Raw genomic sequence first — 22,649 nt, forward strand, 5'->3', positions numbered from 1 at the left:
CGGGAGGACCCGGCGCTACGCCACCGGCTTCCAGTCCCGGCCGATGATGACCAGCACGTCGGATTCGTACTCGTAGTAGCCCGCGCCCACGATCGTGCGGCCCGTGCCGAGCGCCGCCACCACCTCGTCGGCCTGCGCCTCGTGCTCGGCGCCGTCGTAGACGACGAGCGTCTCGGGGAACTCGGCGCTGTCGGCGTTGCCCGTGCCGGACACGACGAAGCCCTCCGCGCTCAGCAGCTCGCCCACCTGGGCCGCGCCTCCGGTGATGCCCGCGCCGTTGCGCACCTCCACCTTGAAGCCGCCCCGGTCGACCTGCGGATGGGCGGCCTCGTCCACCACGGGCGGCTGGCCTTTGTCGACCAGCCCCATCATCTCCGTCCACGCATCGCTCGACGACACGTAGTAGCGCACGTCGTCGCGCGTGGTCTCGTAGCCGGGCACGAGCGCCCCTTGCACCGCCGAGGCGTCGAGGCCGCCCAGCGCGCCGGCGAGCTTGATGGCGTCCAAAGCCGACACGTCGGTGCCGAAGTCTCCCCCCACGGCGTCCAGCAGCGAGGCGAAGGACAGCGCCCCGGTATCCTCCAGCATGCGCGCGGCGAGCGACGCCAGGAACGCGCGCTGGTTCTTGGCCTGGTCGTCGATGCCGTTCGTGAAGTTCTGGGCGCGCAGGAAGGTGACGGCCGCCGCCCCGTCGAGCGTCTGCACGCCCGGGGCGAGGTAGGTGTCGCCCGCCGCAGGGTCGTCCACCTCCTGCTCGACGTTCACCTCGATGCCGCCCAGGCGGTCCACGAGATCGGCGATGCCGGCCGCGTCGGTCTTCACGTAGTGGGCTATGTCCACGCCCGCGAACCCGGCCACGGCCGTCACGAGCGCCGCGTCGCCTTGGGCGGCGGCCTCGCGCAGGGGGTGCATCTTGCCGTCCTTGAGCGCCACCCGCAGGTTGGCGGGTATCGAGACGAGCGTGACCGCGCGCGACCCCTCGTCCACGCGCGCGAGCACGAGCGCGTCGGGGCCCTCCTCTTCCTGGGCGGCCGACGCCGCCCCCAGGTCGGCGGCCAAGAGCGCGTACCAGGCGCCCGCCTCCTTCGGCGCGGTCAGCGCGGTCTTCGCGTCGGAGTCGCCCAAGCCCATCTTCCCGTCCACCGAGCCGAAGAACGTGGCCAGCCCCACGCCGCCGGCGATGGCGGCCACCGCCACCACGGCGACGGCGAGCACGACGATGCGGCGTATGCGCGCCCTGCGCTGTATCTCCTGCGTGAACTCGCGGCGCCCCACGCGGCGGCTGTAATCCGACGAACTTTCGCGGGTGGCCGTGGAGGGCAGCAGCGTGTCCACGACGCCGCGCGCGGCGCGCTTCTTCTTGCGCGTGCTGGAGAATCCCACGGCGTCGGCGTTCATGCGCGCGGACGCCGGGCGGATGCGCCGCGGCACGTGCGTTCCGAGCGTCGCCGACCTCATGCGATGGGACGTGAGTTTCGATTGGGTTGCGGTGAACCCCTTTTTCCGGCCGAACATGGGCGCCCTACCCCGCTAGCACGCGGGCAGCGCGTCGTCCGTCGCGGCGCGCACGACGTCGGCGCCGAGCGCGGAGAGCTTGCCCACGTAGTTCTCGTAGCCGCGGTCGATGTGCGCGATGTTGTGCACGCGCGTCTCGCCCTCCGCCGACACGCCCGCCAGCACGAGCGCCGCGCCGGCGCGCAGGTCGGTGGACGACACGTCGGCGCCCTGCAGGCCGTCCACGCCGCGCACGAGGGCGTGATGGTCCTCGATGACGATGTCGGCGCCCATGCGCATGAGCTCGCTGGCGAACATGAAGCGGTTCTCGAACACGTTCTCCGTGATGACCGACGTGCCCTCGGCGCGCGCCGCCAGCAGCATGAACTGAGCCTGCAAGTCGGTCGGGAAGCCGGGGTGCGGCAGCGTCTGCAGGTCGATGGGGGCGAGCGGCCCTTCGCGGCGCACGGTGATCCAGTCCAGGCCCACTTCGACGTCGCAGCCCATGGCCTCCAGCTTCATGAGCGCCATGCGCAGGTAGGCGGGGTCGATGCCGCGCACCGTCACCGGGCCGCCCATGAGCGCGCCGCCGGTGAGGAACGTGCCGGCCTCTATGCGGTCTCCCACCGTGGTGTGCTCGCAGGGGTGCATCGCCTCGAGCGGCACGCCCTCCACCTCGATGAGCGACGAGCCGCCGCCGCTCACGCGCGCGCCCATGGCGTTGAGCATGTTCGCGAGATCGACGATCTCGGGCTCGCGCGCCGCGTTCTCGACGGTGGTGGTGCCCTCGGCCGTCACGGCCGCCATGAGCAGGTTCTCGGTGGCGCCCACGCTGGGGAAGTCGAGCACCACGTGGCCGCCGGTCAGCCCGTGCGGCGTCGTGGCCTCCAGAAAGCCGTGGTCGACCACGAACTCCACTCCCAGGGCCTCCAGCCCCACCAGGTGCATGTCGATCTTGCGGGCGCCTATCTGGCAGCCGCCGGGCATGGCCACGCGCGCCTGGCCGAACCGTCCGATGAGCGGGCCGAGCACGGCGATGCTCGCGCGCATCTTCGACACCAGCTCGTAAGGGGTCTCCCACTTGTCCACGGGCTCGGTGTCCACGACGAGCGTGTGCCCCTCGCGCTTCACGCGGGCGTTCAGGCAGCGCAGCACCTCGGCCATGATGGTGATGTCCGAGATGAGCGGAACGTTGTGGAGGGCGGTGGTGCCGCGCCCCAGCAGGGCGGCGGCCATGAGCTTGAGCGCCGAGTTCTTCGCGCCCGAGACGGGCACCTCGCCGGCCAGCACGCCCGTGCCCTGCACGATGATGATTTCTTCAGCCATGGGTATCCTTCGCGCCCGAACACGCGGCCGGGCATTCACTCGTCTATCGTCGCGCGCCGCCCTCGCGGCGCGGCAGTCTCGTCATCCGTCCATTATAGGAACCGAAGGCCCGCGCGAAGCGGGCCTTCACAACGAAAGCAGAAGGAGGGAACGGCGGGGAGAGCCCGTACAGCGCTCTCCAGAGCGCCGTTCGCGCGGAGCGCGAAAACAACCGCCTAGGTTGGCGCTAGTAAGACAGCGAGAAGCCCCCTCGTGCCGATAATCGGCCCGTCTCGCGGCCGAGCGTGCTTTGGCACGCGAGGGCAAGCGAGAAAGGGCCGAGGATCGGTGCGAGGGGGCTTCGCAGCGTCGAGCAGTTCCGCCGGCCGTCAGGACGGCGGAACGTATCTATTCGCCAAGCACGAAGCGCTTGAAGTCGACGATCTTGATCTCGCCGCCCAGGTTCTTGGCGACCTCGGCCGTGTACTCGGCCACGGTCTGGTCCGGGTTCTTCACGTAGGCCTGCTCGGTGAGGGTGCTCTCCTTGAAGAACTTCTCCAAGCGGCCCACGGCCATCTTCTCCTGGATGGCCTCGGGCTTGCCGGACTCGGCGGCCTGAGCCATGTAGATGGACTTCTCATGCTCGACGATGGCCGGATCCACGGAGTCGCGGGTCGCGGCGACCGGAGCGGCGGCGGCCACCTGCATGGCCACGTCGCGGCCGTACTGCTTGAAGCCGTCGGACGCGGGGTCGACGCCCTCCACGTCGAACTGCACGAGCACGCCGATCTTGCCGCCGCCGTGGATGTAGGACGACACGGCGCCGCCCTCCACCACCGCGAAGCGGGCGAGCTGGATGTTCTCGCCGAGCGTGTGGATGGCGTCGGTGACCACGGCCTCCACCGTCTCGCCCTCGGCGTCGGCGGCCTTGAGCGCGTCGAGGTCGGCCGGCTTGGCGGCCATCGCGGCGTTCGCGATCTTCTCGGCGTAGGCCTTGAACTTGTCGTTCATGCCCACGAAATCGGTCTCGCAGTTCAGCTCGACGACGGCGCCCGTCTTGGCGTCGTCCGAGACGATGGCCATGACCGTGCCCTCGTTGGTGGCGCGGCCGGCCTTCTTGGCGACGGCGGCCAGACCGCGGGTGCGCAGCACGTCGACGGCCTTGTCCAGGTCGCCCTCGGCCTCGACGAGCGCCTTCTTGCACTCCATCATGCCGGCGCCGGTCATCTCGCGGAGCTCCTTGACCATGGATGCGGTGATGTCAGCCACGTTGATCCTTTCTCTCTACGGCGCCGCGCGGCGGCACCGGGTGGAAACGCCCTCAGGCCGAACCGGGATGAGGGCGCGTCTCTTGCGTTCAAAAATCCTGCGGGTCGCGACGGCGAAGCGCAGGTTCGCCTCAGCAGCCTATTCGGCGGCGGGAGCGGGGGCAGCCTCGGCAACCGGGGCGGCGGCGGGAGCGGCCTCGGGGGCCGGAGCAGCGGCCTCGGGGGCGGCCGGGGCGGCGATCTCGGCGGCCGTCACCGGCACGCCCACGCCCGCGGTCACGGCATCGGCCACGAAGTCGGCCAGCAGGCGCACGGAGCGGATGGCGTCGTCGTTCGCGGGGATGCCGAAATCGACGTCGTCCGGATCGCAGTTCGTGTCGAGCGTGCCCACGACGGGGATGTTCAGGCGGCGGGCCTCATGGATGGCGATGGCCTCGCGGTTCGTGTCGATGACGAAGATGGCGTCCGGCGTGCGCTTCATGTTGCGGATGCCGTTGAGGTTCGTCTGCAGCTTGCCCAGCTCCTTGCGCAGCAGGATCTGCTCCTTCTTCGGCAGCACCGCCATGCGGCCGTCGGCCTCCATGGCCTCCAGCTCTTCCATGCGGGTCACACGGGAGCGGATGGTGACGAAGTTGGTGAGCATGCCGCCGAGCCAGCGGGCGTTCACGTAGGGCATGCCGCACTTGTTGGCGGCGTCGGCCACGGCCTCCTGGGCCTGCTTCTTCGTGCCCACGAACAGCACGGTGCCGCCCTTGCGGGCGATCTCGGACACGAACGTGTAGGCCGCGTCCAAGCCGTAGAGCGTCTGCTTGAGGTCGATGATGTAGATGTCGCCGCGGCTGCCGAAGATGTAGGGCTTCATCTTGGGGTTCCAACGGCGCGTCTGATGGCCGAAGTGGCTGCCCGCGTCGAGCAGCGTCTGAATGCTGACTTTCGTCATTGCTCTCTCCATTCGTTAGTCCTCTGCCCGCGGTCATCCCCGGTGTCCGCAGCCTTTTTCGGTTGGCCACTGGCGGAACGGGTCGCACGAGCATGTGTAATTAGAAACTGTTGAATCTTACCACAGCGCCCCTCGATTGCAACCCCTCGCGCGCTCCGCCGTGGAAAAACCGCACTTGCCGCCGCAGCGCGCCGAACGCCGCTAGCATGTCGCCGCGCCGGCCATGTGCGGCGACGGCAAGCGCTTTCTGCACTTTTTTTGCCGGAATGCTGCGTATTCGAGGCGCCTTCGAGCCCGAAGGCGCGCCCCGGCGAATGCCGACCTGCGAAAACGCATGGAGCGAAGCGAGGGAGCGCCGCGCGCCGTACCCTCAACGCAACATTGCGATGAAAAGCGTGCGTTTCGAAGCCCCTCCTCCCGTCGCCAAGCCGGAAGCGACGCGGGGCCCGCATCGCCCGCTCGCGGTCAAAAGGCACGCGGCCTACGACACGCGGCCGCGCTCCACGGAGTAGGTGCGGTCGGCTATGGCGGCCGCCGAGGCGCGGTGACTGACGATGAGCACGGTCTTGCCGGCGCGGTTGTCGGCCAGCGCGCGCAGCACGGCGGCCTCGTTCAGGCTGTCGAGGTTGCTCGTGGGCTCGTCAAGCAACATGAAGGGGGCGTCGTGCAAGAACGCGCGAGCCAGGCCGATGCGCTGGCGCTCGCCACCCGAAAGCGTTTCGCCCAGCTCGCCCACCGGTGTGTCGAGGCCCTGCGGCAGGCGCTCGACGAAGCCCGCAAGCGATGCCTTCGCGCAGGCCTCGGCCAGCTGCTCGTCGGTCGCGTCCGGGCGCGCGAGCACGAGGTTTTCGCGGATGGTGCCCTCGAACAGGTGCGTTTCCTGGGTCATGAAGCTTTCCGCCTCGCGCAGGCTGGCGGTGTTGACGCGCCGCACGTCGCGTCTCGACACTTCAACGACGCCCTTCTCGGCATCCCAGAAGCGCATGAACAGCTTCAGCAGCGTCGACTTGCCCGCACCGCTGCGTCCCGCCACGCGCACGATCTCGCCCGGCTCGATGCGCACGTCCACCTGTTCGAGCACGCGCGCGCCGCCGTAGGAGAAGTCCACGCGACGTGCGGCCGCGCCTTCGAAGCCGCCCAGATCCTCGCCGTCGGACACCTCCTCGGTCTGCGGGCGCTCGTCCAGAAGGTCGATGACGCGCGCACCCGAAGCCAGCGTCTGCTGCAACGTCGAGCCCAGGTTCGCCACGGCTATGACCGGACCGAACGACGACATGAGCGCCGAGGTCGCCAGAACGGCGGCGCCGGCGTCGATGGCCCCTTGCCCCACGAGGGCCGCAGAGGCCAGCAGCATGACGACGTCGCACACGACAACGACGGCACCCACCAGCGCCATGAACAGCGCGGTGCCGCCCTTGAGGCGCCGCTCGACGCCGGCCAGGTCGGCCATGCGCTCGTCCAGCTCGCGGGCGCGGTCGGCCGCGCGGCCGTACTGCAGCGTCTCGGCCAAACCGCGCAGGCTGTCCAGCACGAACGCGTTCATGTCGCCGATGCGGTCGCGCACGACGCGCCCCGCCCGCCCGCTGGCCTTCGATGCCGCGAAGGGAACGGCCACACCCACGATCAGGTACGACGCCAGCGCGAGCGCACCCAGCACGGGCGACTGGAACCCGATGAACGCCGTCATGCCCGCCGAGACGACCAGCGCGATGGCCGCCGGCGACAGGGTATGCGCGTAGAACACCTCCAGAAGCTCCACGTCGGACGTGACGAGCGACACGAGGTCGCCCTTGTCGCGGCCTTCCAGCTTCGCGGGGGCCAGGCGCCTAAGCGCCCCGAACACCCGGTCGCGCACGAGCGCCAGGATGCGAAACGCCAGGTAGTGGTTGCACAGCTGCTCTCCGTAGCGCAACGGCCCGCGCGCGACGCCGCACACGCCCAGCGCCGCGGTTGCCGCGACGGCCGCGACGGGCTGCGGCATGCCGGCCAGATCGAGCAGCGCGTAGGCGGCGAACACGGTGAGGAAGATGGCCGCCGCGAAGCCCGCCACGCCCAAAGCCACGGCCACCGCCATGACGGGAGCAAGCGGGCGGGTGAGCTTCACCAGGCGCAGCATGACCGACAGATGGGAGCGTCGAGGCGCGGCGTCGGCCGCCGTGGCGGCCCCGACGTCCGAGGGCGGCGGATCGGCGGCATCGGGGGATCCGGCGCCGGACCCCGTCGCGACGGCGCTCGGCGAGCACGCGCGCTCCGCCGCCGCCGAGCCCTCCTGGACCGCCGCCGCGCCTCCGCGGCCGAACGCCTCGAGCTCTGCCTGCTGCGACCAGAGGCGTGCGTAGGCTCCGCCCGCCGAGGCCAGCTCGTCGTGCGTGCCGGACTCGGCCACGCGGCCGTCCTCCAGCACGTAGATGCGGTCGGCCCCGCGCAGGGCGGACAGCCGGTGGGAGATCATGACGACCGTCTTCGTGCGGGCCAGCTCGTGCGCGAGCTCGATGATGGCGTTCTCGCTCTCGGCATCGATGTTCGACGTGGCTTCGTCAAGCAGGTACACGGGCGCGTCGTGCAGCAGCGCCCGGGCCATGGCCAAGCGCTGCCGCTGCCCGCCCGACAGGTTCCGCCCCGCCTCGGCCACGGGCGCGTCCAAACCGCCCGCCTCGCGCACGAAGGCGTCCAGGCGGCAGCGCGAAAGCGCGCCCCACAGTTCGTCGTCGGTTGCCGTCGGCCTTGCCAGCAGCAGGTTCGAACGCACCGTGCCCTTGAACAGGTAGCTGTTGAACGACACGGCTGTCACCGTCTCGCGCAGCGACGCGCGCGAGACGTCGCGCAGGTCGATGCCGCCCACCTCCACCGTGCCCTCGTAGGCGGCGTTCGCGCCGGTGACGATGCCGGCGAGCGTCGACTTGCCCGACCCGCTCTCGCCCGCCACGCCCACGAAGCTGCCGACCGGCGCCTCGAAGTCCACGTCCGCGAGCACCGCGCGCTCACCGTCGAACGAGTAGCCCACGCCCCGGCAGCGAACGCCGGCGCGCGCCGGGTTCACGGAGCGCGCGCCGTCGCACCCCTCCGGCACGTCCAAGATGGCGAACATCCTGTCGGCGGCCGCCATGCCGTTCATGGCCGTGTGGAAGAACGAGCCCAGCGTGCGCAGCGGCAGGAAGAACTCCGCCGACAGGAACACGATGGAGAACGCCGCGCCGAACGCCACCGCGCCCGCCGCGTACTGCCCAAGCACCACGGCGATGCCCACCGCCGCGCCGCCGAAGGCGAACAGGTCCATGACGGTGATGGAGTTGAGCTGCATGCGCAGAAGGCGCATGGTGGCGCGGCGGAAGCCCTCCGCCTGCGCGTTCATGCGCTCGTGGGCGCGTTCGTCGGCTTGGTATATCTTGAGGGTGGCGAGGCCCTGGATGTCCTCCAAGAACATGCCGCCCAGATCGGTGTAGGATCCCCAGTAGTTCCTCATCGTGCGCTTGGCCACTTTCTGGATGGCCATGATGGACGCCGGGATGAACGGCACGCACGCGAGCAGCGCCACAGCCGGCGGCAACGACAACGGCGCCAGGCAGGCGAACAGCGTGAGCGGGGCCAGCACCGCGTAAAACAGCTGCGGCACGTACGATCCGAAATAGCTCTCCAGCTGCTCGGTACCCTCCACGCTGATCTGCACGGCCTCGCTCGTTGAGACGCGCTCGCGGTACGACGGACCCAGCCGCACGAGCTTGTCGTACACCTCTCGGCGCACGGCGCGCTTGGCAGCCTCGCTCGCGGCAAGGCCCATGCGCTGCGCGAGCGTCTGGCAGACCATGCGCACGGTCACGGCCAGCGCGGCCGCACCGGCAAGCTCCACCGAGGTCGAAACGTCGGCCGTCCCCGCAACCAGGTTTTGCATAAACGAGCCGATAAGGAGGAACAACGCGATGTTGGCCAGAAGGCCGACCCACTGGAACACGACGTCGGCGACGATGTACTTGAGCGCCGACGGCACGAGGGCGAGCAGTCTCTTGTCGAACATGGCGCGCCTACGCCCCTTCCCCGTCGGAGTTCAGCTTCGCGACGGCGCGCACGCGCTCGGCCGCAGCGCGCTCCTCGACGAGCCCAGGGGAGGCCGCACCCGCCCGGTCGGTCTTCACGACGAAGCCGAAGTAAACGACGTGGGCCACCCACACGACGGCCACGACGGCGCGGCCTGCGGGCACCGAGCTCATGAGCGCGAACGACACGGCCAGCACGGCCGTGATGGGAACGAGCAGGGCGAGCTTCGCCTTCACGCTCATCGTCCGCTTGGCCACGTAGCCTTCGAGCACCGTGCGGTACAGCTTCGTTCTGCGGAACCACGTGCGCGAGCGTTCGGAGCTGCGCGCGAAGCAAAACGCCGCCACGAGCAGAAACGGGGTGGTCGGCAAAATGGGCAGCACGGCGCCGAGCGCGCCGAGTCCGAACGCGGCGAACCCGCCCGCCGCCCACAGAACGCGCACGGCCTTGCCGCTGCGCAACCCGGTTTCGCACGCCGAGCCGATACCCTGGGCATCGCAGGCACCTTCCCCCGCGCGCCGGGTCGATTCGGCACCCGGCCCGGACGACAGGTCCCCGGCCCCGTCGATCCCTTGCGGTACCATGTTCGCGCGCGCGGCTTCGGTATTCTTCATCCAATCCTCCGTTTCGATCCGCCCACTCCATAGTTTACTATGGGTAACTTATTGGCATGATAGCGAAACCAGATCAAAAAGTAAACCATGGGTAATTTCTAGTCATGCGAGGCGCGCTGCGCGTCAGCGTGGAAAAACCGCGGCGAGGACCCGGTTCTCGCCGCGCAGCCGCCAGGGTTCCGGTACCATGGAAGGGCGGGCGGAGCCTTCGCGCACGCCACCCCAACGGTTAGGAGCGCAGCATGAACTTCAACAACGTCTCGTTCGAGCGATCGTTCGGCACGTCGGCCCAGTTGGAGCCGTCCACGATGCCCGAGGTGGCGTTCTCGGGGCGGTCGAACGTGGGTAAGTCGTCCCTGCTGAACAAGCTGTTCAACCGCAAGGGGTTGGCGAAGGTGTCGCAGACGCCCGGCAAGACGGCCACCATCAACTTCTTCGACGGCGACGGCGTGCGTTTCGTGGACCTGCCGGGATACGGCTACGCCAAGGTGTCGAAATCGGAGAAGGAGCGCTGGTCGGAGCTCATCGAGGGCTACTTCAACCAAGACCGCGACTTCGCGCTCGTGGTGGCGCTCGTGGACATCCGGCACGAGGCGTCGGATTTGGACGAGAACATGATACGGTTTCTACGCGAGGCGGACCTGCCCTTCGTCGTGGCGCTGACGAAGGCCGACAAGCTCTCCCGCCAGCAGCAGAACAAGCAGAAGGCCGCGCTCAAGCGCCAGCTGGAACTGGGCCAGGATGCGCCGATGGTGGTGACGTCGTCCGCGAAGGGCGACGGCATCGACGAGCTGCGCCGCATCATCAAGGAAGCCGTGAGCTAAGCGGCGCGCGATGGCAGCACGGTCGGTTTGCGAACCCATGCGACACCGGCGTGGCCAAATGCATGTCAGGACCCTGTTTCCGAGCAGAATTGACGGTTGGGAACGTCATCCGGCTCCATGCGACGCCTCCGAGGGATGCGCTGCGGACTGGCGGAAAATGCGAACAGGGAAAACAATGCCCGGCTCGCGCGATTCCAACCAACCTTCGTTCACAACCGTCAATTCTGCTCGGAAACAGGGCTCGGACGCGCATTCGCAAATTAGCGGCGGCGAGATCGTGAAGGGCATCGGTTAATAACCGCCGAAAAGAAGGGTCCCTAAACGACGAGCACCGGCGAATCGCAGGATCGCCGGTGCTCGTTCTTCGTATGTCGTCAGAGCCGTCGAGGTCTCTTCACCGCGCCGGCCCCCACGCGGAAGCGGGCGCTACGGACGCACGATGATCATGTCGCCCTGCACGGGACCCTGGATGACGCCCACGCCGTACGTGGCGGAGTGGATCATCTGGTTACCGCCGATGTATATCCCGCAGTGGCTCGGACTGACACAGACATCGCCCGGCTGGGGATCGCTCACTTGGGGCCAATTCATGAACGTCAGCGTGCTGCCCATGCGCGAGTAGCTTCCCGACAGGCAGAACGCCACGAAGCCGGAGCAGTCGTACATGGTCGGTCCCGCCCCGTAGCTGGGATCGTCGTAGCCGTAAGGCTTGCCGAGCTGGCTGTAGGCGCGGCCCACGACCGTGCCGGCAATGGCCTCGTCGTACGCGGGCGGCGTGTAGCCGGAACCACCGCCGTTGCCGCCGGAGTTGCCGCCGCCGTTGCCGCCGTTGCCGCCATTGCCGCCACCGTTGTTCGTCGCCTGCGCAGCGGACGCATCGACCACGGCCTGCGCCTGCGCGGCCTGGGCGGCCTGCTGAGCGGCGCGCTCCTGCTCGAGCAACGCGGCGGCCTCGGCGCTCAGGCTGTCGTAGGTGGCCTGCATGGCGTTCATGGTGCTCGCCGCCTCATCCTGCATGCGCTTGGCCTCGTTCGCCTTCTCCGTGGCGACGCGCTCCTGCTCGGCCAGCACGGCCTCTTGCTCCTGCACCTCGGCACGCAAATCTTTCGTCTGCTGCACAAGGTCGGCGTCGTTGTTGTTCATCAGGTTGAGCAGATCCCAGTTCGTGGCGAACGCGTCGAACGACGTGGCACCCAGCAGCAGATCGAGCATCGTGCTGCTGCCGGTGCGGTACATGCTGCGGGCACGCATGCCCAAACGTCCTTGCAGGTCGTTGATCTGGTCGCTCGCCTCGTCGATGCGCGCCTGCGCCTCGTCGCGGCTCGCCTCGGCCTCTTGCTGGGCCTTGAGCGCTTCGTCGTAAACGACCGCCGCCTGGTCCAGCTTCTCCTGCATGGAGTTCAGCGACGCGAGCGCGGCGCTGGCCTCGGCTTGCTTCTCGGCGGACGTGGGCTCGGCGAACGCGAGCGAGGGGATCATGAGGGATGCGGCGAGCGTCGCCGCGAGAAAACCGGCCAGCGCGCCCTTGGCGCGCGTCTGCGTTGCACTGTGCTGCATGTGGGGGCCTCCACCTGCTTTATCGCTTTTTTACATTGCGCAACAGTCTATCAGACATGACCGGGGCGTTTCCAAGGTTCAACCATATCGATACAGGAACCTCACAGGAAAACGGCCGGTCGGAAGGCCGCAGAAAGGCCCGACCCGCTTTTCCGTCGCCCGCGCGCATCGCATGCCCCCCGCGCCGGGCGTTCGCGGCCGGCGCCCTTCGGCCCCGCGCGGGCGGCCCTAGCCGGCGAACCCCTCGTCCGCGATGCGCCCTTCCCCGTCGGCGGCGGCGGTGGCCAGCTCGTCGCAGCGCTCGTTCTCGGGATGCCCGGCGTGGCCCTTCACCCACACGAACTCCACCTTGTGCGGCTTCTTGGCCGCGAGCAGGCGCTTCCACAGATCGTCGTTCTTCACGGGCTGTTTCTGGGAGTTCTTCCAACCGCGTTTGAGCCAGCCCTCCACCCAGTGCTGGTTGAAGGCGTTCACCACGTACTGCGAGTCGGAGTACAGCGTGACGTCGCACGGCCGCTTGAGCGCCTCGAGCCCCGCGATCGCGGCCATGAGCTCCATGCGGTTGTTCGTCGTGTGCTCGTAGCCTTGGGAGAGCTCCTTCTCGTGCACGTTGCCGGCGCTGTCCACGAAACGCATCACCGCACCGTACCCGCCCGGCCCCGGATTGCCCCGCGCCGAGCCGTCGGTGAAGATCTCTACCTGCATGCGTTTCCTTTCGAGAGAGGAAGGCGCCGCGTGCGCGGCGCCTTCGGATTACTTGTACTGCGAGGGATGCTTCTCGAAGAAGTCGAACCGGGGCGGCAGATCGCGGATGCGGTGGCGGCGCTCGTCGATCTCTCCGGCGCTGCACAGCTCGTCCACGTTCTCCAGATCGTAGTTCCAGCTGAAGAAGTCGTCGAAGTCGAAGCTCAGGTAGTCGCATATCTTCTCGGTGCCCGCCGGCACGATGGGGTGCATGAGCAGCGTGGCCACGCGCAGCAGGTAGAACGAGTCCACGAGCACCTGGCGGCGCAACTCGTCGTCGTCCTCGAGCTCGGCCGCGCGGATGCCGTCGGACCAGTGTTTGTTCGCGAAGCGGATGAACTCGTCCATGAGCGACATGACGGAGTGCAGCTCCACCTTCAGCATGAGCCGGTCGTAAGCCGCGAGCGTCTCGTTCGCGCGCGCGAGCGCGGCTTCCGTGGGACGGCCGAGCGGCAGGTAGCCCTCGAAGTTCTTCTGCGCCTCGTAGAAGCAGCTGCGGGCCAGGCGGTTGAACACGTTGGTGAGCAGCGCGCCCTCCTTGAGCACCGGGTCGGCCACGCGCGGGTCGGCCAGCTCCTCCTCGGTGGCCAGAAACGGCTTGGGCTTGAAGCCCACGGACTTCTGGTCCAGGCCGAGCGCCAGGAAGTGCGCGCGCAGCTGCTCGACCGTGTAGAAGTCCAAAAGCTCGTCGGCCGTGGGCGGCTTCACGGAACCCGACGACGACGCCTTCTTGTCGCCGAACAGGATGTGGTGGTTGGCCACGAGCCGCGTCTGGCGGATGGGGTTGTCCGTCACGCCGGGGGCGAGGATGTCGCCGGGTCGCAGCGCCTCGATGAGCGCCGGCTGCGCCACGCCGTAGAAGTACAGGTTGTCCTGGCCGATGAACTGGTAGACCTCGGCGTCCTCCGAGCACCACCAGTCGCGCCAGCTGCCGCGCGGCAGCCCCATCTGGTCGTTCACGGCCATGGTGAACGACATGGGTGCCCACAGGCTCTCCGGCCAGCACCACACGGTGAGGCCCTCCACGCCGTCGATGACCGGCGCCTTCACGCCCCATTCGATGTTGCCCGTGATGCGGAACGGCACGAGCGCCTTGCCGGTGCGGAAGCGGATGCCCGCCCCTCCCAGCACGTCGCGCGCCGCGTCGCGGTCGTCGATGGTCTTGAACTCTATCTCGAAGCTCTGCTTGCCCTTCTCGGGTTCGCGCACCTCGTGGGCCGGCAGGTCGGCGGCCACGGCCTCGTAGGCCTCGCGCGCGTCGTTCTTGATGTAGACGACGGGGGGCGCCAGGAACTCCTTGACGGCCTGCGGCACGATGGGGCGGACGTTCGGGTCGGCCTCGAGCTCGGCCGTGCGCTCGCGCAGGAAGTCGCCGAAGGCGGGCAGGTCGAAGTACCAGTTCTCCACCGGGCGCATCTCGGGCACGGTGCCCGTGAGCGACGACTTCGGCGCGATGAGGTCCTCGGGCGCGTAGCTGTGCCCCAGGTCGCACTCGTCGGCGTAGGCGTGCTCGGACTTGCAGCCCTGCACGGGGCAGCGGCCGACCACCTGGCGGCCGTTCAGGAACGTGCCGGCCTCGACGTCGTAGAACTGCAGCGTGGCGCGCTTGTGCAAGTGCCCGTTCTCGTGCAGCTTCTCGATGAACTTCTCGCTGATGAGCTGGTGCACGTCGCCGGAGTGGCCCATGCCGGACCCCTCGTAGATGGACAGGCTGATGCCGTAGGCGTCGAGCGTTGCCTTCTGGGCGTCGTGGTTGCGCCGCACGTACTCCTCGATGGTGCCGTCGAACTCGCCGGCCTCCACGAGCTTGCGGTAGCCTTCGTTGATGGGCGAGCCGAAGCAGTCCGTGCCGCTGATGAAGCGCACGTTCTCGGGCCCGATGCGGTCGCGCAGGAAGCGCGCGAAGCAGTCGGCCGGCACGAACACGCCGGCGATGTGGCCGAAGTGCAGGGGCTTGTTGCCGTAGGGCATGCCGGCCGTCACCACGGCGCGCTTCGGCCAGGCGACGCGCTCCTCGGCGGGCGCGGCGCTCAGGTGTTGTACGTTATCGGGCGAGGCTGCCATCGTTTTCCAGCTCCTTCAGGGCTTGGGACAAGTCGTCGGCCGACACGCGGCTGGACGACATCAGGTTCAGCAGGTCGTTCAGGCTCGACGTGGGGTTCTGCAGGGCGACCGTCTTGGTGGTGGACACGCCGGCGAGCGCGGCGGCCTTCGCCACGGCGTCCTCCTTCGTGCCGATCTCGTCGGCCAGGCCGTTCTCCACGGCCTCCATGCCGGTGAACGTCATGCCGGTGGCCAGCGCGCGCACCTCGTCGGTGCTCATGCCGCGGCCCTCGGCGACCGTCTGGATGAACGTCTCGTTGATCTGGTTGACCATGTTCTGGTAGTAGGCGCGCTCCTCGTCGGTGAGCGCGCGCGTGCCGTAGCTGGAATCCTTGCTGTCCGACGACGTGACGTTCTCGATGGATATGCCCAGCTTCTCCATGAGGCCCGACAGGTCGGTGATCTGCAGGGCCGTGCCGATGGCTCCGATGGCCGTGGTCTTGGCCGTGTAGATGTAGTCGGCCTGGCTGGATATCTCGTAGGCGGCGCTCGCGTTCATGGACGCGCTCGAAACCACGACGGGCTTGCTGAAGCCGCGCACGTAGTCGGCCATCTCCTCGCCGGCCGTGGCCGTGCCGCCGCCGGAGTTGACGCGCAGCACCACGGCCTTGATGTGGTTGTTCTGCTCGGCGCGGTCGAGCTGCGCCTTCAGGCCCTCGGGGCTGCACGTGGTGCCGTCGTACTGGATGGTGCCGTCCACGTCGATGACGCCGATGGCGTCGGAGGTGAGGTAGTCGGCGTCGGACGTGTACGAGGAGGTGCCCAGCGCACCCAGCGTGCCGAACGACGAGGACACGGCCGAGGTGCACGACCACATGCCCAGCGCGATGATGCCGAACACGCACAGCACCGCCACGAGCGCGACGATCCAGCCGCGGCTCTTCTTAGGCGGCTGGGGCTGGTAGTACGGCGGATACGCTTGCGGCTGGGGCGTCGGCGCGCCCGGCTGGGCGGGCTGCTGCCACACCTGCTGTTGCCAATTGCTGTCCTGGGACATGTTCCCTCCTCGTTTGGGTTGGGATCATACTACCTCATGCGCCAGGGAACCGCACCAGACGGATGCGGTTCCCACAGCGGTTCCATTATAAGCTTGTGCAGGCCGAACCGGCCTGACGGCCGCTTGACGGCTGTTTGCCGGCTCGCTAGATCTCTATGGCGTCGCCCTTGCTGTGCTGGGCCTTCTTGGCCGTGCGCAGCAGGAACTCCTGGTTCGTGTCGGTCTGCTTGAGCGACTTGATGAGCATGTCCATGGCGCGCTCGGTGTTGTTCGTGTTCGACAGGATGCGGCGCACGGCCCAGATGAGCGGGGCCTCCTGCGGGTCGAGCAGCAGCTCCTCCTTGCGGGTGCCGGACGCCACCGGGTCGATGGCCGGGAAGATGCGGCGATCGGCCAGGTTGCGGTCGAGCTTGAGCTCCATGTTGCCCGTGCCCTTGAACTCCTCGAAGATGACCTCGTCCATTTTGGAGCCGGTGTCGATGAGAGCCGAGGCGAGGATGGTGAGGCTGCCGCCGTGCTCGATGTTGCGTGCGGCGCCCAGAAAGCGCTTCGGCGGATAGAGCGCCGTGGAGTCCACGCCGCCGGACAGGATGCGGCCCGACGCGGGCTGCGCCAGGTTGTAGGCGCGCGCGAGGCGCGTGAGAGAGTCCAGCAGCACGACGACGTCCTTGCCGCATTCAACGAGCCGCTTCGCGCGCTCGATGACGAGCTCGGCCACGGCGATGTGGTTCTCCGTGGGCATGTCGAACGTGGAGGACACGACCTCGCCCTTGATGGAGCGCTCCATGTCGGTGACCTCCTCGGGACGCTCGTCCACGAGCAGGCACATGAGGTGCACCTCGGGGTTGTTCGCGCTGATGGCCGCCGCGATGTCCTTCAGCACGGTGGTCTTGCCGGCCTTCGGGGGGCTCACGATCAGGCCGCGCTGGCCCTTGCCGATGGGCGAAACCAGGTCGATGACGCGCGCCGTGACGGTGCTCTTGCCGTGCTCCATATGGAAGCACTCGTCGGGGTACACCGGCGTGAGGTCGCCGAAGCGCACGCGGTTGCCGCACTCTTCGATGGGCGTGCCGTTCACGGCCGTGACCTTCTGGATGGCGGCGTACTTCTCGTTCTCGCGCGCGGGGCGCGTCTGGCCGGTTACAAGGTCGCCCTTGCGCAGACCGTTGCGGCGTATGGTGGAAAGTCCCACGTAGCAGTCCGACTCGCTGGGCAGGTAGCCCTGCGTGCGCAGAAAGCCGTAGCCGTCGGCCAGGATGTCAAGGATGCCCGACACCTCGATGAAGCCCTCGGCCTTCACGCTGGCCTCGAACACGGCCTCCACGAGCTCGGCCTTCTTCAGGCCCGCGGCGTCCACGCCCAGTTCGGCCGCCTTCTCGCGCAGCTCGGCCACCTTGAGCTTCGTCAGGTCGTCGCGCGACACGCTGGGCTGCACCTCGCGGGGGCCGCGGTTGTTGTCGTGCGGCCGACGCTGGCGGCGGTTGTTGTTATTGTTGTTGCTGTTGTTGCCCTGCTTGCCGCCGGAAGCGTTTTGGCGCTGGTTGCCGTTCTGCTTTTGGCGGTTGCCGCCGCTTTGGCTGGAGCCCGCGTTGTTGCGGCCGCTGGAGTTCTGACCCGGGCGCTTGGCGGTGCCGGGGCCCTGCTGCGGGGCGGCCGTGCCGCCCGCCTTCACGGACTTGCGCGGAGTCCTGGCTGCCCGCGTCGCAGGGGCGCCGCCTTCGGCCTGCGTCTCGGAGATCTTGGCGGCCGGCTCCTTCGCCGCGGCGGCTTTCGCGTTCACGCTCGTGGAGCGGCGGCGGGTGGGCTTGCTCGCCGGCGCGGGAGCCTCGGCGGTCATGGAAGCTGTTTCGTTATCGCTCATGCGTTCTGCACTTTCTCCCAGTCCTTCATGAAGGCGTCGAGGCCGCGGTCGGTGAGCGGATGCTGCACGCACTTCTTCAGCGCCGCAAACGGCACGGTGGCGATGTCGGCGCCCATGAGGGCGGCCTGCGTCACGTGGTTCGCGCTGCGCACGGATGCCGCGATGATCTCGACGTCGTGGCCGAAGTCGTAGTTGTTCACAGCCGTCACGACGTCGTTCAGCTGGCCCAGGCCGTCTTCGGAGATGTCGTCGAAGCGACCCACGAACGGGCTGATGTAGCGGGCGCCGGCGCGGGCGGCCATGATGGCCTGCGGCACGCTGAAGCACAGCGTCATGTTCACGGGAACGCCTTCGCTTGCCAGCTGCTTCGTGGCGGCCAAACCCTCGATCGTGGTGGGCAGCTTCACCACCACGTTGTCGGCGAGCGCGGCCAGTTCGCGGCCGTCGCGCACCATCTCTTCGCGCGTCATGGCCACGCTCTCGGCGGACACGGGGCCGTCCACCAGCTCGCAGATGCGCTTGATGTGGCTGTGGAAATCGGCGAGCTTGCCGCCCGTGCGCGCGTAGAGCGTCGGGTTCGTGGTCACGCCCGCGAGCACGCCCCAGCTGGCCGCCTCCTCGATCTCGGCGAGATCGGCGGTGTCCAGAAAGAATTTCACCTAGTCCTCCTTATACCTATGGATATATCGCTTTGAAACGCGCGCGAACGCACGCGTGTATGCCTGAAGTGGGAATCTGAATGTTAGATGGCTTTCCAACGGGGTAAGATATTCAGAACTTTGATCATGTTAACGCATGATCCTCGATCGTTCAAGCACATCAAGGCGCATATCGTGGATTTGCGATGGAAGTTGGAGCACGCTTCGTCGCCAGATGCCCCGCGCGACAGAGGGCCGGCCTTCCGCGCGGGACGTCCTCAGCCCACCGTGCGAAAAAAACAGCTCCTCTCGCCCGTATGGCAGGCGGGGCCCGCCGGATGAACAAGCGCGAGCAGCGTGTCGGCGTCGCAGTCGTAGCGCAGCTCCACGAGTTTCTGCACGTTTCCCGAGGTGGCGCCCTTGTGCCACAGTTCCTGGCGGCTGCGGCTCCAGAACACCGTCTCCCCGCGCTCGAGCGTGAGCGCCAGCGATTCCGCGTTCATCCACGCCATCATGAGCACCTCGAGCGTGTCCGCATCCTGCACGATGCAGGGAACGAGGCCGTCGGCGTTGTAGGTCAGGTCGGGTATGTTCATAAGCTGTTCCTCACTCAATTGCGCAACAGACGTTGCAGAATTTCAGTTTACAACCGTTTCTCGATGTCTTCCGGCGAGGGCAGCAAATCGGCGAAGTCCTCCGGCAGCACCTCGGCAAGCCGATACTCGCTGACGCCCATCGGCTTGTTGATGTCGCGCAGAGCGTACTCGGCAACCACGTTGTCCTTCATCTTGCACAAAAGCAATCCAATGCTGTGGTTGTCGTGCTCGGTGCGCAGCAAATCGTCAACCGCCGAAAGGTAGAAGTTGAGTTTGCCAGCGTATTCGGGCTTGAACGAGGCGTTCTTCAATTCGACGACCACGTAGCTTCGCAGCTTGATGTTGTAGAACAACAGGTCGATATAGAAATCCTGCTCGCCCACCGCAAGATGGTACTGTCTTCCGACGAACGCGAACCCCGTGCCAAGCTCAAGCAAGAGCTTGGTGAGGTTCTCCATCATCCTTTCTTCCACCTCGTGCTCGACAGCCCCCCGTCTTGCCGTGATGAAGTCGAAAACATAGGGGTCTTTGAGCACCTGCTGTGCAAGCTCGCTCTCCGGCGGCGGCAACGTCCTCTCGAAGTTGCTCACCTTTCCGGAAAGCACTTGCCGCTCGTAGAGCCTGGTCTCGATTTGGTGCACGAGAACCGCACGGCTCCAACCGCTTTCGATGGTAGCTTGAACGTACCATTCGCGTTCGGCACCCGGTTTTGTCTTGTCGAGAAGGTACATTGCGTGTCCCCAGGGAATTCTGCAGCAGCTGCTGCAGAATTCCGCGTCAACTTCATTCGCGAATTTCTGCATGTACCACATGCTGCGAGCAGAGAAACCTTTGATTCCTGGAAACGCCTGTCGTAAATCTTTTGCAAGAGATTCTATGAACGTTCTTCCGTACTGGGAATTATCATTCAACACCGAGCCGACGCGCCAATAGAGGCGGACCATCTCGGCGTTGGCGCCCATGACGGCGCGCTGTTGGGATACGGCGATTTCTTGCTTGATGTGCCAAAAAGCATCCCTATAGTCGTCATTGTTGGCAAGCATGATGCAGCCTCCTCTTTCTCGCGTGCGAGTACGGTACGAGGCTGTCCCAATAGCGGTTAGGCATGCACCAACCTGCTACATAGTATAGATTCTTCCTGCTTCATAATCAAGAACAAATGTTCCTTTTTCACAGGCACACGAGAGGCACTACAACCGCACCGGGATGCCCTGCGCGCGCATGTGCTCCTTCACTTGGCGGACGGTGAGCTCGCCGAAGTGGAACACGCTGGCGGCCAACACGGCATCGGCCTCGCCCTCGATGACGCCTTGGGCGAAATGTTCCAGCTTGCCGACGCCGCCCGAGGCGATGACCGGGATGTTCACCGTGCGCGCGACGGCGCGGGTGAGCGCGCAGTCGAAGCCGTCGCGGCTGCCGTCGCGGTCCATGCTGGTGAGCAGGATCTCCCCCGCCCCGCGCCGGGCCGCCTCGGCGGCCCACGCCACGGCGTCGATGCCGGTGGCCGTGCGACCGCCGTGGGTGTAAACCTCCCACTTGTTCGGGTTGCCCGCCACCTGCTTGGCGTCCACGGCCACGAGGATGGCCTGGGTGCCGAACGCGGCGGCTGCCTGCGTGATGAGATCGGGATTCGCCACGGCGGCCGAGTTCACCGACACCTTGTCGGCACCGGCGGCTATCATCGTGCGGATGTCGGCCACGCTGCGGAAGCCGCCGCCCACGCAGTACGGCAGGTGCAGCTGCTCGCTCGCGCGACTGGCCAGGTCGACCGTGGTGGCGCGGTCGTCGCTCGTGGCCGTGATGTCCAGGAAGATGACCTCGTCGGCGCGCTCCTCGTCGTAGCGCTGGGCGAGCTCGATGGGATCGCCCGCGTCGCGCAGGTTCACGAAGTTGACGCCCTTGACCACGCGCCCGTCCTTGACGTCCATGCAGGGGATCACTCGTTTGGCTAGCATCGAGCGCCTCCCTTTCCGCACGGGTCGGCCTGCGCGCGGGCGCGGTCGGCGGCGCGGGTGGCCTCGTCGCAGGCGCGCACGCCGTCGGCCACCGAGAGCGCACCCTCGTACACGGCGCGACCGGCGATGACGCCCTCGATGCAGTCGGCCACCCGGCCGAGCGCCTCGATGTCGGCCAGGCCCGCCACGCCGCCCGACGCGGTGACGGGATGGCCGAACGCGGCCGCCATGCGCTCGTAGGCCGCCGGGTCGATGCCCGTCTGCATGCCGTCGCGCGCGATGTCGGTGTACACGAGGTGGCGGAAGCCCAGATCGGCCACGTGGCGCGCCAGCTCCTCGGCCGCCACGCCCGAGCCTTCGCGCCAACCGGCCACGGCCACCTCGCCGCCCTTGGCGTCGATGCCGGCAACCAGCAGATCCTTGAAGCGCGCGATGGCGGCCTCGGCGAAGGAAGGGTCGGACACGAGGCTCGTGCCCAGCACGACGCGCGACACGCCCGCGTCGTAGAGCCGCTGCACGGTGTCCATGGAGCGGATGCCGCCGCCCACCTCCACCTTGAGCAGCGTCTTCGCCAAGATACGCTCGATGATGGCGATATTGTCGGGGCTGCCCGAGCGCGCGCCGTCCAGGTCGACCACGTGCAGCCACGTGGCGCCCTGTTCTTCGAACAGCTGCGCTTGGGCGGCGGGGTCGTCGTGGTAGACCGTCACCCGATCGTAGTCGCCTTTGGCCAGGCGAACGGCTTTTCCGTCCAAGATGTCGATGGCGGGCAGGAGATGCACGGCGATCACGCCCCTTTCACGATGGAAACGAAGTTGCGCAGCACGGCCGCGCCCGCGTCGGAGCTCTTCTCGGGGTGGAACTGCACGCCGAACGCCGTGTCGCGGTACTGCACGGCGCAGGGGAACGTCACGCTGTGCGCGGTCTCCGCCACGACGAACGGCCCGGACGGCGCGATGTAGCTGTGAGTGAAGTAGAAGTACTCCCCCGCCGGAATGCCTGCGAACAGCGGACAGTTGAAGTCGACCTGCACCGCGGGGGGGCCGTCGACCTCCAGTCGCTCGGGCAGTCCTGCTCGCACGGACAGCCCACAGGGCTGTCCGGCTCGTGCGGAACTCGCTTGGTGGAGGTCGACGGCCCCCCCGCTGCCCACCGAAGCTGGCAGCGCGCCCGATACCGACCCTTCGGCGGGGTAGGCCGGCGGGGCGAGGGTGTTCCATCCCACGTGGGGCACCTTGTACGCGCGCCCCTCGGCGTCGGTGCGGGGCATGGCGGCCACGACGCCGGGGAGGACGGCGAGGCCGGGGGCGTTGTGTGTGGACGTTTCGTCGTCCTCGTCGGGCGCCCCCTCGGTGCCCTCCTCGAACAGAAGGTGCATCCCCAGGCAGATGCCCAGAAACGGCGCCCCGGCCGCGATGCGGTCGCGCACGGCCTCCATCTGCCCCAGATCGCGCATGGTGGCGGACGCGTCGGCGAAGGCGCCCACGCCCGGCAGCACCACGGCGTCGGCGCGCGCGATGGCGGCCGCGTCGTCGGTGACGAACGCGTCCCCGCCGGCCGCAATCAAGCCGCGCTCCACGCTCTTCAGGTTGCCCTTGTGATAGTCCACGACGGCGATCATCTTGCAAACATTCCCATCTTACGTTTCCAATAAAGTCAGCGAGAAGCGTCGAAGTACTCGAGACCGCGGAGATGGCGGAGACGCCGCGTGCTTCTGCACG

The 22,649-nt window shown here is 67.6% G+C and carries 18 protein-coding genes; 1 reads left to right on the forward strand and 17 read right to left on the reverse strand.

Features of this window, described 5'->3' with window-relative positions:
• Positions 1-15 precede the first annotated feature (15 nt).
• The 6 genes from C1878_RS04770 to C1878_RS04800 all read right to left on the reverse strand — a co-directional run bounded on the left by C1878_RS04770 (position 16) and on the right by C1878_RS04800 (position 9,653).
• The gene (locus C1878_RS04770; protein WP_241963609.1) at positions 16-1,431 is read right to left on the reverse strand and encodes an LCP family protein; all 1,416 of its coding nucleotides are present in this window, start codon (positions 1,429-1,431) and stop codon (positions 16-18) included.
• 99 nt (positions 1,432-1,530) lie between these two features.
• Positions 1,531-2,820, reverse strand: a complete 1,290-nt coding sequence (gene murA / locus C1878_RS04775; RefSeq protein ID WP_114600558.1) for a UDP-N-acetylglucosamine 1-carboxyvinyltransferase — start codon at positions 2,818-2,820, stop codon at positions 1,531-1,533.
• A 387-nt stretch (positions 2,821-3,207) separates the two neighbouring features.
• Positions 3,208-4,068: a translation elongation factor Ts gene (tsf, locus tag C1878_RS04780; protein ID WP_114600559.1), complete on the reverse strand. Its 861-nt coding sequence runs from the start codon at positions 4,066-4,068 to the stop codon at positions 3,208-3,210.
• 138 nt (positions 4,069-4,206) lie between these two features.
• Positions 4,207-5,007 (reverse strand): 30S ribosomal protein S2, encoded by an 801-nt coding sequence (rpsB, locus tag C1878_RS04785; RefSeq protein WP_114600560.1) that lies wholly within the window; start codon positions 5,005-5,007, stop codon positions 4,207-4,209.
• Between the two features lie 481 nt (positions 5,008-5,488).
• Positions 5,489-9,019 carry a thiol reductant ABC exporter subunit CydC gene (cydC, locus tag C1878_RS04795; protein WP_114600562.1) on the reverse strand — a complete coding sequence of 1,177 codons (3,531 nt, stop codon included), beginning with the start codon at positions 9,017-9,019 and terminating at the stop codon, positions 5,489-5,491.
• 7 nt (positions 9,020-9,026) lie between these two features.
• On the reverse strand, positions 9,027-9,653 hold the full coding sequence (locus C1878_RS04800) for a YbaN family protein (protein ID WP_241963610.1): 627 nt from the start codon (positions 9,651-9,653) through the stop codon (positions 9,027-9,029).
• Between the two features lie 242 nt (positions 9,654-9,895).
• On the opposite strand from C1878_RS04800, the gene yihA reads away from it, so the two are divergent.
• On the forward strand, positions 9,896-10,477 hold the full coding sequence (gene yihA, locus C1878_RS04805; RefSeq protein WP_114600563.1) for a ribosome biogenesis GTP-binding protein YihA/YsxC: 582 nt from the start codon (positions 9,896-9,898) through the stop codon (positions 10,475-10,477).
• Between the two features lie 426 nt (positions 10,478-10,903).
• On the opposite strand, the gene C1878_RS04810 is transcribed toward yihA, so the two are convergent.
• The 11 genes from C1878_RS04810 to C1878_RS04860 all read right to left on the reverse strand — a co-directional run bounded on the left by C1878_RS04810 (position 10,904) and on the right by C1878_RS04860 (position 22,549).
• Positions 10,904-12,034 (reverse strand): NlpC/P60 family protein, encoded by a 1,131-nt coding sequence (locus C1878_RS04810; RefSeq protein WP_114600564.1) that lies wholly within the window; start codon positions 12,032-12,034, stop codon positions 10,904-10,906.
• A gap of 228 nt (positions 12,035-12,262) precedes the next feature.
• Positions 12,263-12,739 carry a ribonuclease HI gene (gene rnhA / locus C1878_RS04815; RefSeq protein WP_114600565.1) on the reverse strand — a complete coding sequence of 159 codons (477 nt, stop codon included), beginning with the start codon at positions 12,737-12,739 and terminating at the stop codon, positions 12,263-12,265.
• Positions 12,740-12,787: 48 nt separating this feature from the next.
• A complete protein-coding gene (locus tag C1878_RS04820; protein ID WP_114600566.1) occupies positions 12,788-14,842 on the reverse strand; it encodes a methionine--tRNA ligase in 2,055 nt (684 codons plus the stop codon).
• The gene (gene sppA, locus C1878_RS04825; RefSeq protein ID WP_114600567.1) at positions 14,823-15,878 is read right to left on the reverse strand and encodes a signal peptide peptidase SppA; all 1,056 of its coding nucleotides are present in this window, start codon (positions 15,876-15,878) and stop codon (positions 14,823-14,825) included. The genes C1878_RS04820 and sppA overlap by 20 nt, the downstream gene beginning before the upstream one ends.
• Positions 15,879-16,023: 145 nt before the next feature.
• Positions 16,024-17,739 carry a transcription termination factor Rho gene (gene rho / locus C1878_RS04830; protein WP_114600568.1) on the reverse strand — a complete coding sequence of 572 codons (1,716 nt, stop codon included), beginning with the start codon at positions 17,737-17,739 and terminating at the stop codon, positions 16,024-16,026.
• Positions 17,736-18,398: a fructose-6-phosphate aldolase gene (fsa, locus tag C1878_RS04835; protein ID WP_114600569.1), complete on the reverse strand. Its 663-nt coding sequence runs from the start codon at positions 18,396-18,398 to the stop codon at positions 17,736-17,738. Before fsa ends, rho begins: the two co-directional genes overlap by 4 nt.
• Before the next feature lie 257 nt (positions 18,399-18,655).
• Positions 18,656-18,973 carry a phosphoribosyl-AMP cyclohydrolase gene (gene hisI / locus C1878_RS04840; protein ID WP_114600570.1) on the reverse strand — a complete coding sequence of 106 codons (318 nt, stop codon included), beginning with the start codon at positions 18,971-18,973 and terminating at the stop codon, positions 18,656-18,658.
• A 47-nt stretch (positions 18,974-19,020) separates the two neighbouring features.
• Positions 19,021-20,016, reverse strand: a complete 996-nt coding sequence (locus C1878_RS04845) for a YhcG family protein (RefSeq protein WP_114600571.1) — start codon at positions 20,014-20,016, stop codon at positions 19,021-19,023.
• Between the two features lie 147 nt (positions 20,017-20,163).
• Positions 20,164-20,928, reverse strand: a complete 765-nt coding sequence (hisF, locus tag C1878_RS04850; protein ID WP_114600572.1) for an imidazole glycerol phosphate synthase subunit HisF — start codon at positions 20,926-20,928, stop codon at positions 20,164-20,166.
• Entirely contained in the window at positions 20,922-21,710 is a 789-nt protein-coding gene (gene hisA / locus C1878_RS04855; protein ID WP_114600775.1) for a 1-(5-phosphoribosyl)-5-[(5-phosphoribosylamino)methylideneamino]imidazole-4-carboxamide isomerase, read from the reverse strand. The genes hisF and hisA overlap by 7 nt, the downstream gene beginning before the upstream one ends.
• Before the next feature lie 5 nt (positions 21,711-21,715).
• Entirely contained in the window at positions 21,716-22,549 is an 834-nt protein-coding gene (locus C1878_RS04860; protein WP_114600573.1) for an imidazole glycerol phosphate synthase subunit HisH, read from the reverse strand.
• Positions 22,550-22,649: the final 100 nt, after the last annotated feature.

The sequence above is a fragment of the Gordonibacter sp. 28C genome (genome assembly GCF_003339845.1).
Classification (GTDB): Bacteria; Actinomycetota; Coriobacteriia; order Coriobacteriales; family Eggerthellaceae; genus Gordonibacter.